At 48.1% G+C, this 12,256-nt stretch carries 9 protein-coding genes; 3 read left to right on the top strand and 6 right to left on the bottom strand.

What is annotated here, in order from left to right:
- Positions 1 to 59: 59 nt before the first annotated feature.
- Positions 60 to 608 carry an SGNH/GDSL hydrolase family protein gene (locus ACN6MW_RS24730; RefSeq protein WP_419872519.1) on the bottom strand — a complete coding sequence of 183 codons (549 nt, stop codon included), beginning with the start codon at positions 606 to 608 and terminating at the stop codon, positions 60 to 62.
- Positions 609 to 791: 183 nt separating this feature from the next.
- Between ACN6MW_RS24730 and ACN6MW_RS24725 the strand changes: the two genes are divergently transcribed.
- Positions 792 to 950 carry a hypothetical protein gene (locus tag ACN6MW_RS24725; RefSeq protein ID WP_419876515.1) on the top strand — a complete coding sequence of 53 codons (159 nt, stop codon included), beginning with the start codon at positions 792 to 794 and terminating at the stop codon, positions 948 to 950.
- A gap of 69 nt (positions 951 to 1,019) precedes the next feature.
- Here the strand turns inward: ACN6MW_RS24725 and ACN6MW_RS24720 are convergent, their stop codons facing one another.
- Both ACN6MW_RS24720 and ACN6MW_RS24715 read right to left on the bottom strand, forming a co-directional pair.
- Positions 1,020 to 5,918 (bottom strand): endo-1,4-beta-xylanase, encoded by a 4,899-nt coding sequence (locus ACN6MW_RS24720; protein ID WP_419872518.1) that lies wholly within the window; start codon positions 5,916 to 5,918, stop codon positions 1,020 to 1,022.
- Positions 5,919 to 6,189: 271 nt separating this feature from the next.
- Positions 6,190 to 6,777 (bottom strand): TetR/AcrR family transcriptional regulator, encoded by a 588-nt coding sequence (locus ACN6MW_RS24715; protein WP_419872517.1) that lies wholly within the window; start codon positions 6,775 to 6,777, stop codon positions 6,190 to 6,192.
- A gap of 239 nt (positions 6,778 to 7,016) precedes the next feature.
- Here ACN6MW_RS24715 and ACN6MW_RS24710 point away from each other — a divergent pair, with 239 nt between their 5' ends.
- The gene (locus ACN6MW_RS24710; protein ID WP_419876436.1) at positions 7,017 to 8,501 is read left to right on the top strand and encodes a DHA2 family efflux MFS transporter permease subunit; all 1,485 of its coding nucleotides are present in this window, start codon (positions 7,017 to 7,019) and stop codon (positions 8,499 to 8,501) included.
- An 88-nt stretch (positions 8,502 to 8,589) separates the two neighbouring features.
- On the opposite strand, the gene ACN6MW_RS24705 is transcribed toward ACN6MW_RS24710, so the two are convergent.
- Entirely contained in the window at positions 8,590 to 9,348 is a 759-nt protein-coding gene (locus ACN6MW_RS24705) for an SDR family oxidoreductase (RefSeq protein ID WP_419872516.1), read from the bottom strand.
- Positions 9,349 to 9,522: 174 nt separating this feature from the next.
- On the opposite strand from ACN6MW_RS24705, the gene ACN6MW_RS24700 reads away from it, so the two are divergent.
- Positions 9,523 to 10,125 (top strand): TetR/AcrR family transcriptional regulator, encoded by a 603-nt coding sequence (locus ACN6MW_RS24700; protein WP_419872515.1) that lies wholly within the window; start codon positions 9,523 to 9,525, stop codon positions 10,123 to 10,125.
- A gap of 66 nt (positions 10,126 to 10,191) precedes the next feature.
- Here ACN6MW_RS24700 and ACN6MW_RS24695 read toward each other — a convergent pair whose 3' ends face one another.
- Together ACN6MW_RS24695 and ACN6MW_RS24690 are read right to left on the bottom strand one after the other, a co-directional pair.
- Positions 10,192 to 11,085 (bottom strand): TetR/AcrR family transcriptional regulator, encoded by an 894-nt coding sequence (locus tag ACN6MW_RS24695; protein ID WP_419872514.1) that lies wholly within the window; start codon positions 11,083 to 11,085, stop codon positions 10,192 to 10,194.
- Positions 11,086 to 11,423: 338 nt separating this feature from the next.
- Positions 11,424 to 12,248, bottom strand: a complete 825-nt coding sequence (locus ACN6MW_RS24690) for a sugar phosphate isomerase/epimerase family protein (RefSeq protein WP_419872513.1) — start codon at positions 12,246 to 12,248, stop codon at positions 11,424 to 11,426.
- Between the last annotated feature and the right edge of the window lie 8 nt (positions 12,249 to 12,256).

The raw sequence follows: 12,256 nt of genomic DNA, 5'->3' as shown, positions 1-12,256 counted from the left end.
CCTGTTTCCCAGGCTCGGGCTGCCATTTTACGGTTATGGTTATGGTATCTGTATACCATTTATAAATATTTATGTATGTGCTCGATAACCTGTTCCGCGCATCTGCGGTTGCCCGTTTCGGATAAATGCAGTTTGTCTTCGCATATATTTTCGTTTAGGTCTTGTTTGACGAGCCGATTCAAATCATTGACTTCAATGCCGATGCTGTCCATCAGCCTCGCTGCAGCCGCGTTGTATAAATCAATCTCGGCGTTGCTGCGCCCCGTCGCGTCTGCCGGCACCGGTGTCGTAGTGGCGAATATGATTCGCGCACCCGATCGCTGAAGCTCGTTCGCTGTTCGTTTAAGCGTTTCCAAGTATTCATCTAGAGAAGTCAGCGCTTCTACCATCGGCGCTTCATGGTGCAAATCCCATAATCCATTATTCCAATGGACAATATTCGGTTTTCCCAGCTCCTTTATCCACAAATTGACGCCCCAAAGCGTATGCTTGGCAAATCTGCCGTTCTCTGCCGGCGCGACAACCTCCGCTTTCTCTTTCAACGCCTCTCTCACAAGCGGCTCATAGCCCATTCGGATGGAATCACCTAGAAGAAGCACCCTTTTCATCCTCTCACCTTCCTCCCAAAATTATATATAGTATAGTTCTATAAGGAAATTTTAACCACTGTCTTGGACTGAATTCGAGAATTATTTTTTCGTTATAAACCGAACCTAGTATGAATAAGACGATGTTTATTTTCACATAGATAAGTGTAATTACACGTACAAAGATTGCAGGAGGTGTTTGCCGTGAAGATCATGATTTCCGCTTCGGAAGCAATGGAAAAAGGGGTATGGAAGGAGATCCTCCGTCTCTTCGGCAGAGACGAAGAGGAGGAATTTTGGCCCCAGGAGGAGTTTATCTTATCGGAGGAGCAAGCGCTTCTCTTGCAGCTCATAAAAAAATAGCTTCGTGACTGACTGTCTTTAAAAAACGGATGCCTCTTCCTTAGGAAAGAGGCATCCGTTTTTTTATATTTAGATTTGACGAAGCAGCTGATAAAGAATTACCGCTGCTTGTGCCCGATTAGCGGCTGCCTTCGGAGCAAAGCTGCCGTCAGGCATGCCATTGATAATGCCGGATTGCTGCATGGCCGAGACGGACTCGCGCGCGTAATCAGCAATCGAAGCACTGTCTGCGAACACTTTTGACACGTTATCCCGATTCAATGCAAGCCCCGCCGCAGACAAAGCTCTATGCGTCATGACCGCCATATCCTCGCGCGTAATCAGGTCTTGAACCCCAAAAGTTCCATCTTGTTTACCTTTGACAATGCCGAGTTGGTAAGCCGCCGCAATGGCATCGGAATACCATTTGCCTTCCTGGACATCGCTGAAAGGCTGATTCGCCCCATCCGCTTGCAAATCAAGCGTCTGGACGAGCATTTGCACGAATTCGGCTCTGGTAACTGCTTTCTTCGGCGCGAAGAATTCAGCCGATATGCCTTTTACGATATCCCGCGCAGCCAAGGCGGAGATGCTGTCTTTGGCCCATGCTGCCTGATCCAGATCGGTGAAGCTCACCTGAACGTATGCGGCTGCGTATTTACTGAAGTGCTTGGCATCGAATTCAACCGTACCCGATGCCGGAATATAACGTCCGTTTTTGATCACCTCTAGGCTGCCGGTATCCGAAATGTAGTAGATCATAACTGCCCCTGCGTTCTCTCCCGGCTTCAGCGTGTAGGGGATCGAGACATGAATCGATTGGTTCGCGCCAAATTGGCTGATTTGTTCCCCGCCTACGCTTAGGTTGAAGTCAAGCACCGCGTTGTTCCCAACCTTGCTGCGATTCTCTTCGGACAGCTCGGCTGCATCCACTTTGCTGACGCTCAAGGCGACTTCGGCTGTCTGATCCGAGCCTGCGAACAACGAGCTCGGAAGCTCCAGCTTGGCAAGGCCCGTGTCGATCTGGATCCTTTTCACACCAGCCTCGGCCGCGGCCTGCACTTGACCGACCGGCAGCTTGGCAACGATCGTATTCGCGTTGTTCGGCGCTTTGATTTCGAACCCGATTCGCCCGGCTTTGACAACTTTCAATGCCTCGGCAAAAGCTTGCTGACCGATGCTTGCCGTTGCTTTACCATTGGCATCCATAGTCGCAGTGACCTCATTGGCCGGAACGGCCGGTCCTTGACTTGAAGAAGAACCTTGCTGGGATCCCGGTCCGGGCTGCTCCTCAAACTGTACGACGCCGAATCTCGACGTATTTGCGTAAGACTGGCCTGTCGGGTCATTCCAGGTGAATACGCTGTCTCGCGTGCCGCCGTCTTGATCGTTATTCACCTGGAAATCGAACCCGATCAAGGTTCCGCCAGCCGGCGTAATCGTATCAAGCGAGATGGCTGCTTCCACGATGTAACCGCCGGAGATTTGCTTGGCGGCGGACGTATAATTGTCATTTGCTGCATGGCCGCCGACCGTCTTCACGTTGTTGTAGTTGATTCGGTACTGGCCGTCATCATCTTGGTAGCTGGCTGTTTTTCCATTGTTTTGGTCAACGAAAATCTCGACCGAATCCTGCTCCCAATCATTGGAGATGGCATCGCTCAGTAGGCTGTCCGTTACGACGGCGTAAACATATAAGTGCTCCTTATCCCACATGGTGCGGAAATCCGCTTTTGCTAAGGCCCCATTGTTCTGCTCCACCAACACTTCGGTTGTATAAACCACCGCATTAGCCCATGCATCGTCCATATTTCCGTCTATCGCAGGCGTTCCATAGGCAGCGCTCGCCAATTTGGCAGCCGCGATATAAGTCAGTACGGCATAACCTTGACTATCGCTGTCCTGTGCACTCCGCACATCGCTCAAGGAGACGATCACGCCGTTACCGCCCTGTTCGGTACCGTCGTTAATCCCCTTGTCGGTAACTCTTACATCGAACTTCACTTGCTTGCCAAGCGTTCCGTTCAGCGGGATTGCCGTTTCCAGAACATAACCGCCCGTTACCTCAGTCATGGATGCGTGGTTACGCAGGAATGTCAGCTTCTGTATGCCGTTGTTGTCGGTAAACAGCTCGATTTGATCCGTTGCGGTATTGGTCGTGTCTTTAACCGCTACGCGAACATAGAGGTTTTGCGCATCCCACAAGGTCTTCACGTCAGCCGCAAGCGTACCTAATTGCTCGGTCTGCAAGGCCGGCACCATATTCCACACCAGGTCTGTGGCATGGTCCAAGACCGGCGTGCCTTGTGCTGCATTCACTGCTTTTGCCGTTACAGGGAGTTTGGAAGGCGTCAGCGTCTTAACCGCCTCGATCATACCCCAATATGCATATTTCGCCTGGTATTGCATGTTGAATGGGAATGGTGCGTCCTGTCTCTGGATTGGACGGTTATGAAGCCAAGTATGATCATCGGCAATGCCCCAAAGCGTAACATTACTGATCCATCCTTCCGGATTGCCCGCTGTGATGCCCATTTCATCCAAACGAACCAGTTCCTTGAACAATTCTTTATAACGATAGCCTTGCTTAACGAGAAGATCCTCCGGAACCGTCTCGTAGCTTGTGCTGTTATTCGCATAGACCGAGACGTCCAGCTCCGTCAGCTGGTTGTCAAAGCCGGCTTCTGCGAATTTCTTGATCGAATCGGAAATTTGCTGTACGGAAGGTCCGCTGATATTGATATGAGTCTGGTGGCCCACGCCATCAATCGGGACGCCCTCGGCTTTGAGCGTTGTCGCCAAGTTGTACAAGAAATCGCGTTTCTTCGGATCCTGCGTATTGTAGTCGTTAATATAAAGCTTCGCGTTTGGAAGCTCTTGGCGCGCGACGGTAAACGCTGTTTTGATGAAGTCTGTCCCTGTCAGGCGGAACCATTCGCTCTTCCGCATGCCATCCGGCTGTCCTTCGTCAATTACCTCGTTCACGACGTCTACGGCATGGATGGTTGCACCCATGTTCTTGAAGTGGCGCGTTACGGTTTGAATGTAAGCGGTCAATCTCTCGAGCACCAGCTGCTTGTTCGCAGGCGTGGCTGCAAGCGGCTCGTTATTCTCATCCTTGAACATCCACTCTGCAGCCTGCTGATGCCATGCAAGAGTATGCAATCGGAAGTCTAACTCATGGTCTACCGCGTATTGCGCGATCTTATCTGCCGAAGACCAATTCCATACGCCAGCCGACGGGTTCAGCGATTGCGGTTTCATCGAGTTCTCGGCAACGATGGAGCTGTAATGGTAGTCCAGCAGCTCATGAACGTCGCCTTCAAGCTGCGGCGGCTCAACCGCGGCGCCAATCTTGAAGTAATCGGCATAGACTTCCTTCAAATGATCGATGTCCGTTTGGATGGGCATAGGTCCTGCGACAGGGCCGGCATAGGACAATTCGAAGTCGTCCATGTAAAACGATCTAGCGTCACTGATGCTATCTGCCGCTTCGATATAAGCATTCAATACGCTGGGCGTAGTCGCAACGGTGAAGGTACCTTTCAGCTGCACCCATTGATCGGACGTTGCCGTGGTGTTCTGGGAGACGTTCGTGAAGGACCCTTCGCCATGCTGTACGGACATCCGCAGTACGGTAGGCGTTTGGCCGGCTGCCATTTTCACCCATGCGGACAAGTTATACTTGTAGCCCTTGTGCATCTTGCCAAGCACGCTGAGCAGCGGTCCGTCATATTGCTGGCTTACAGTAGTCAGCAAGCTTTTGGAGCCGCCCGGAGAATGGTTGTCAGCTGTCGATACACTGATATTGCCGGATCCGCTTCTGCGCACCCAAGCGCCTTGCCCATCCTCATAATCGGCCTGGACGCCGGATTGATCCACGTCTTCTTCATCTGGAATCGTCTCCGGCGTTACATCCTTGATCACAACCTCATCGATGTAGATGTCCGACGCGGACGTCGAATCGGTAACGGATTCGACCCAAATGCGCAGCTCAGCCGTATTCGCCGGGACCTCAAAGTTCTTCAGCTCGAATGTGGTCCAATCGGAAGAGGTTACCTCTGTGTTGCCGATCAGCCAAGGGTATTTGTTATCAAGCAGCGGGGAATCGACTTTCGATGCGAGATGAAGCGTGTCGCTCCCTTCGCCAAGCTTGACCTTTAAGGAAACATCGTAAACCTGTTCGGATTTCATCAAGCCGGTCAGGTTGATGGAAGGACTGCTTGAGCGCGAAGCCCGTCCGCTGAATTTCAACGACTTGGTGCCTTCGTAAGCATAAGCCGAAGAAACCTCAACGGTTCCGGCACCGCCCCAGGACAGGTTTTCCCAGCCGCCGGTTTTGCCGTCTTCAAAATTTTGGGACAAGACGACGGTTCCCGCCGGTATCGGGGTTGTCGGTTCGTCCGGCGGCGTCGGTTCGGAATCGGGCAGCGAGACAAGCTTGACTTCGAAGGTATCGATGTAATAAGCGACGGTGGCATTATCGGTGGATTGCACGTACATTTGATAGCCGGTCACTCTGGCGTCTACGGTCAATTGTCCTTGCAGCAAAACCCAGTCGCCTTCCGTTACCTGTTTCGAGTCAATTTTGGCATAAGCTTCAGGATCGCCATTCGGCAAACCCGCTTGGTTGACCGTCAGCTCAACGGCTGCCGAACCGGCTGTACCTTCCAATAATTTGGCGTAAACGGAGAAGTCATAAGTTGCACCTGGCAGCAAAGCGTTAGCAGCATTGATTCCTGGACCGTTCCACGTCGCGGTACGGCCTGCAGCGAGCAAGCTCCCTGCTCCGCTTTGGGCGGTTGCCGTGCTTTGCGTTACGGTTTCGCTTCCGCGCTTAAACCAACCATCGGTTCCAGTATCGAAGCTGCTGCTCATGACCGTATCCCCCGGCGCCGCGGCGTCTACAGTTGAAACTCCCCAGCCTTGAGGCGCAATGATCGCGATGCACAAGATGATGGCTAATACAGCGTTTAGCTTTTTTCGCATTTCTTGTTTTCCCCCTTTAAGCATAATGGCCAACCCTTGATAAACGGTGAAGCATTTTAGCGGATACGCTTTCGGCAAACGCTTTCATAAATAGCTTCACTCCTCTTCTTGATCTATTATGTCGGGTATTCAGGCTGGTTGTAACCTCACAAACTATAGACGTTACTGTAAGAAGTAAATATGTTTTCCGTTCTTCCAATAGAAAAACCCTTGATTCTCAAGGGTTTAGTAGTTTACGTAGGGATGTGCTGCTTTGATTAAATGATTATCCTTAACGTGATATTGACCGCAGCAAAGAAAATTGTTTGGCGAGAAAAAGCGGCGTATACGGCATGTCATTGCGAAGCCATGCAATGATGGTACCGATCAAAGCAGAAGAACCGTACCATATCGCTATGTCCTTTTGAATGCTTGCTTTTGCAAGGAGCGACTCGTTCTCCCTGCTATTCAGCCTTTCGGTAACCAATTCCGCTAGCAGCTTTAACAGATGGTCAGAAAAGAGCGTAGTACGGTTTATCGCAAGAATGACTTTGTAGAATTTCGCATTTTGGGCAATATGCTCTAGCAGGTTCACCAGCATCGGCCAATCCGTTTCTTCTGCCGATTTCGGATTCTGCGGCGTATTGTACAAAACCTGATGAATGTCTTCGATCATATCATTCGCCATCTTTTCCAGCATATCCGGAATGTCCCGGTAATGCAGATAAAACGTAACACGGTTGATGGTGGCGCGCTCTGCCAGGCGATTTACCGATATTTTTTCGATATCCATTTCCTGAAGCAGCTCAATAAATGCGTCTCTCAGCAATTGGCGTGTCCGGAGTATTCGAGGATCTGTTCGCGGCGTTGTATTATCCATGTCCTTCTCCATTCGTTTATATTTTATAAGCTACAATTTCAGAGCATTCGTATAACATCTTCAAGATAATCGACAGAAAAACTTTTACTGTAAACTACTTTACACTTTTTTCGATTTATGTCGCTTGTAAACCCATTAATTCTGCCTATAATCTAATTTATACACTGTTAAGTATATAACACAGTGTAAATTAAGTATAGACAGAAGAATTGAAAGGATGGAGTAGGTTGAGTAAAAGTATGGCAATTAACAGCAGTTCGATAAAAAAGGGACCGATCTTGTTCATTATGATTTTGGGTGCCTTTCTTGCGACGCTGAATCAAACCGTCATGAGCGTTGCTGTCCCGGAACTAATGATTGATTTTAATATTTCGGCTGCAACGGCCCAGTGGCTGACTACGGGTTATATGTTGGTTAACGGGGTTTTGATCCCGATCACGGCCTATTTGATGCAGCGATTTACCACACGCGAGCTTTTTCAAACTTCGATGTTTATTTTTCTTGCCGGCACAATCGTATCGGCGCTCGCGACGAGCTTTCCTGTCCTGCTGACCGGCCGTTTGATTCAGGCAGCCGGAGCCGGTATTATTATGCCGCTGCTCATGCATGTCATTCTAACGCTGTTTCCCCCAAACAAAAGAGGAGCCGCTATGGGTATGGTCGGGTTCGCCATTATTTTCGCCCCGGCGATCGGGCCAACGCTTGCCGGTTACATCCTAGAAAATTATCCTTGGGAAACGATGTTTTACGGCATGATTCCGTTAGTCGTCCTCGTTATCATCTGCGGGTTTATTTATCTGAAGAATGTGTCAGAGCGAATCCATGCCAAAATTGATGTACTAAGCGTAGCCCTTTCCACCGTCGGGTTCGGCGCTATGATGTACGGCTTCAGCCGTGCCGGCAGCGAGGGGTGGTCGAACGCGGAGGTGCTCGTGTCGCTTATTGCGGGGATCCTTTCCCTTGTCTTGTTTACTTGGCGGCAATTGGTTTCCGTAAATCCGCTCCTTGATCTTCGCGCTTTCAAATACAGCATGTTTTCTTTAACCACAGTCATTAATATCGCGGTTACGATCGTGATGTATGCGGATATGATGCTGCTTCCTCTTTATCTGCAGAATGCCCGAGGCTTTACGGCTCTGGAGTCCGGCTTATTGATGTTCCCCGGCTCGCTTCTGATGGGTATTATGATGCCGATCACTGGACGGCTGTTCGATCGGTTCGGCGCAAAATGGCTTTCCATCGTTGGAATGGCCATTACGATCGTCACCACTTTAGGCTTTATAAACTTGACCGACACAACAAGCTATAGCTATCTGGTTCTCATGTCAACGGGTCGCCGCTTCGGTATGGCCATGCTCTTAATGCCTATCACCACAGCCGGTTTAAATCAATTGCCGGCCAAACTGAACGCGCATGGTACGGCTATCTCCAATACCATTAAACAAGTGGCCGGCGCCGTAGGCACATCCCTGCTCGTGACCGTGATGACGAATCGTACCACAACTCATCTTCAAGATCTAATGGCTTCAGGCGGGACAGAGGCCGCAACGCAAAAGCAAATGATTACGGAAGCCTCCATCCAGGGTATAAATGACGCTTATCTCGTAATCGTTGGGATCGGCATAATCGGCTTGCTGCTTTCCTTCTTTATCAAACGCTCGGATCAAACCGCCGCAGAAGAATCCAAAGCGAAGTTGAAATTGGCCATTGCCAAAGAAGCCTAAAAAAAAGGCGACTCCCCTTATCCTAAAAGGGGAGTCGTCTTTTTTTGTACCCGTGGTTGATTGGATTTCTTTAATTAGCAGGACGGTATTAGTAAGACGTCCATCCAGCATCTGCGACAATCGTCGTGCCGTTGACAAAGCTCGATTCATTGGAGGCCAAGAACAATGCTACCTTTGCGATCTCTTCGGGCTCGCCCAAACGCGGGTTAATCCCCATTCCGCTCGACGCGCGTTCCACGCCGAATGGATTCGGCTCTGTAATGGATGCGCTGATATTCGTTTTCACGGCGCCCGGCGCAATGGCGTTGCATCGAATACCGAGTTTTGCATATTGAAAGCCGACATTTTTCGTGAATCCGATCACGGCATGCTTCGAAGCCGTATATGCGGCGCCTGCACGGGATCCGAATAATCCTCCATTCGAGGCAATATTTACGATGACGCCTTCTTTCTTTTCCGTGAAGATTGGAAGCACCTTGCGTGTAGTCCGCATAGGACCGGTCGTATTGACGGCAAAAACCTTTTCCCAAAGCTCGTCCGTGAGGTCCCCTGCCGGAACGAAATTGTCCATAATTCCCGCATTATTCACTAAAATATCCACGGTGCCGAATTCGTTGACGCAGCTATCGATCAGCCGCTGAACATCCTCTTCCACGGCAACATTGGCAGCAACCGCAATGGCACGGCCTCCTTTTGCTTCGATTCCCTGAACAACTTTATTGGCGTTCTCAAGATTAAGGTCTGAAATGATGACCTTTGCTCCTTCTTCAGCAAATAGCTCTGCGATCGCCTTTCCCATACCCGATGCTGCCCCTGTTACAACCGCGACTTTTCCGAAAAGTTTCATCCGTCATGCCTCCATTTTTTGTGTTAGAATAAACACATGTTGAGTAACAAACATCTGTTAGGTTCACTATAAAGTTGAAAGAAAAAGTTATCAATCATTAAAAAGCGTTCAATTGATGAGTAAACAACAAACAGGAATGGAAATGTAAATCAGATATATAGGAGGATTATCGAGATGCATAAACCCGTCTCTGCTCCAGACCCCAGAGTCATTCGAAGCAAAACGGCCTTAAGAGAAGCACTGCTTCAGCTTATGGCCCAAAAGTCGTTTACCTCTATATCGATAACCGATATTGTCAAACATGCGAATTATAACAGAGGGACTTTCTATGCCAATTATGCGAACAAAGAGGAACTCCTCGGCGATATGATTACCGAATTGATCAAGGATTTGCTTCAATCCTTCCGCGCGCCTTATGAAAAAGCAACTGTGTTTTTCCCGCACGAGCTGCATGCAAATTCGATCATGATTTTTGATCACATCGCCCAGCACTCCAACATCTACAGCGTTCTGGCAAAAAGCGATGCACTCCCTATTCTCAGAGAAAAAATGTTTATTTCCTTGAAACAAATATTAATGGAAGAGATCGTTTATGAAGATACCGATGTGGATCAAGAGCTTCTTGTGATCTATTCTCTGCACGCGCTGCTTGGGCTGATCTTTCACTGGATCGATAACGGGTTTGTCCATTCTCCTTCTTATATGCAAGAGCAGCTTGTTAAAATTTTAAACCATCGCCCGACAAGCACCAAGATGTCCATTAAGACGAGACAATAAAAAAAAAGCGGTCTCCCCTATACGGGCGGACCGCTCTATTTAACCGTATCCAGCTCCTGCGCTTCTTCAATCTTCCCTCTGCTTATCCTTTATTTGCTCCAAATGCCACCAGCAATCTTTGGCAATCCTTCTTGCCTCTAAATGGAATTCGTTAGATTCCATTTGTTTTTGAAACGCCTTCAATACTACTTCTAGCATTGCTGCATTCAACTCGTCTTCTTTCAATAAAGAAAGCAGTCCTTTTGTTATTTCCTTTGTTTGTGTCGTTTCTTTGGATTTCTGGACGGTACGATTAAACTCCTGCAGTTCATCAATGAGCGTTTTTTTATCCAAAATCTTCATATTCCCATTGGAGCCAATAAGTGATAAGGTATGAAAATCTATAATATGCTCATGCCTCTCCTGCATCGTTTTCAGCAATACTTCGACATAGTTCAAAACCTTTGGTACAACTTCCTTCCATAAGGGCAGACATTCATGAAAGTTCCTCCGCGTATTCGCGATTTGATGCAGCATCCCGTAACATAGAATCGCTCCTTCGTAAGCATAAGGCCTTATCTCTTCCCCGTACAACTGAATCAGGCGTTCGGATAACCATTTCAGCTGTCTCCTGGTTAGGTTGGCCGTATCAAATTCACCAGAATATAGCCCTGTCCAAAATAACTCCATCAGACGTTGTTTTTCCGGAAAAGTCATGGGTATTGCGATTTGATCCACCAGCAAATCAAAATCAGAAGCATAGTCATTATTTTCTAGGTCTTTCCGAATGATAAGATCCTCTTGCAGCTGCTGTTCTAATATCGCGACAATACAATCATTTTTAGAATTAAAGAATTTATAAAAGGTTCCTTTTGAAACGCCTGACTCATCGAGTATCATTTGGATCGTTGTATTCGCGTAACCCTGCTCTGTCATTAGAGTGAGCGCACTATCTAACAATAATTGTCTCCGGTTATTCATGAATTTCCCCTCGTTTAATTACACAGGATTTTCATTTGATTTTATCATCCTTAGGATTAAGAAAATAGATCCTCCTACCGGTTTGGCCGATTTTTTTGACGGTAACGATTCGCTTATTAGTCTCCTCTCCATCTTGCAAATAAAAGATAAGAGAACTAAACAAAGGGAGATATAATGCGCGAACCGGTCGATTTATAATGAAATCAACAAATGAAGCCAGCAATAGATCATAAGCACAAAAAGAACCCCTTCAATTGGCGCAGGCTCGCCGATTGGAGGGGTTCTTCTTTGATGTTCAAGCCGTTACTTAAAATAATTTTCTAAGGTTAGGTTACCAATTATACGCTGTATGCTGATTTCATTTTCTTCAAGCCATACGCTGCTACTTCTAATGCATCTCGTTGTCCATAGTTCTCATGGAAGAGCTCCAAGGACAAGAAGCCTCTGTAACCTGCGTCAAATAAAAGTTTTGCGAGTCTGGCTGAGGGCGCTATGCCTTCCCCCGGAAACACTCTTTCCTTATCTTGAATGACATCAGAGGACGGACTCTCAGGATAGTCGTTCACATGGAATATTCCGATATGGGATCCGTTTATTTCTTTCAATAATTCAAAATCGCTTCCGCCAGTATACATATGGAAAGGATCCAGTAAAATCTTCGCATCTTTAAGTCCGCTTTTAGCCAAAATCTGATAGGCCTCGGAAAGGGTTGAAAGTTTCTTTGCCCTGCCCCAAAATTCCAAGTAAGGTTCAACCCCGATTTTATGTCCCATTTCGGAAAGCTTGGAGAAGTAATAAGCAAATTGATCAAGCGTTACGTCTTCCACATGGCCGAATGGAGGAGCAGCGACGGCCTCACAGCCAAGCTCCGCAAGAAGGAGCATCTCCTCTTCGGCTTGCATGAAGCCCTGAGTCCGAGTATCCTCGTCCGAATCCGCCCATTTAAAAAAGGCGATGGCATTTACAAGCCGAATGCCGGATTCATTCATCTTCGAACGCAGTTGCGCGGTGGTCCCCCCTTTTTTTATGTAGGTTTGAATATCGCCTACCCATAACTCAATGCCCTCGTAACCCGCCTCGGCTGCCACCTGAATTTGCTGTTCAACATCCAATTGAAATGGGAATAAAGTAGAGGCGTTTAATGCTGTTTTGAATGGAAACATATTCATCT

The sequence above is a fragment of the Pristimantibacillus sp. PTI5 genome (genome assembly GCF_048572955.1).
GTDB lineage: Bacteria > Bacillota > Bacilli > Paenibacillales > Paenibacillaceae > Pristimantibacillus.
Note: the sequence above shows the minus strand (reverse complement) of the source record. Positions and strands in the feature narration are given on the sequence as shown.

What these genes read in the sequence shown, in the direction of transcription:
- ACN6MW_RS24700 (WP_419872515.1), top strand. Translation starts at nt 9,523, where the DNA reads ATGCATAAACCCGTCTCTGCTCCAGACCCCAGAGTCATTCGAAGCAAA.
- ACN6MW_RS24730 (WP_419872519.1), bottom strand. Translation starts at nt 608, where the DNA reads ATGAAAAGGGTGCTTCTTCTAGGTGATTCCATCCGAATGGGCTATGAG.
- ACN6MW_RS24695 (WP_419872514.1), bottom strand. Translation starts at nt 11,085, where the DNA reads ATGAATAACCGGAGACAATTATTGTTAGATAGTGCGCTCACTCTAATG.
- ACN6MW_RS24690 (WP_419872513.1), bottom strand. Translation starts at nt 12,248, where the DNA reads ATGTTTCCATTCAAAACAGCATTAAACGCCTCTACTTTATTCCCATTT.
- ACN6MW_RS24710 (WP_419876436.1), top strand. Translation starts at nt 7,017, where the DNA reads ATGGCAATTAACAGCAGTTCGATAAAAAAGGGACCGATCTTGTTCATT.
- ACN6MW_RS24720 (WP_419872518.1), bottom strand. Translation starts at nt 5,918, where the DNA reads ATGCGAAAAAAGCTAAACGCTGTATTAGCCATCATCTTGTGCATCGCG.
- ACN6MW_RS24705 (WP_419872516.1), bottom strand. Translation starts at nt 9,348, where the DNA reads ATGAAACTTTTCGGAAAAGTCGCGGTTGTAACAGGGGCAGCATCGGGT.
- ACN6MW_RS24715 (WP_419872517.1), bottom strand. Translation starts at nt 6,777, where the DNA reads ATGGATAATACAACGCCGCGAACAGATCCTCGAATACTCCGGACACGC.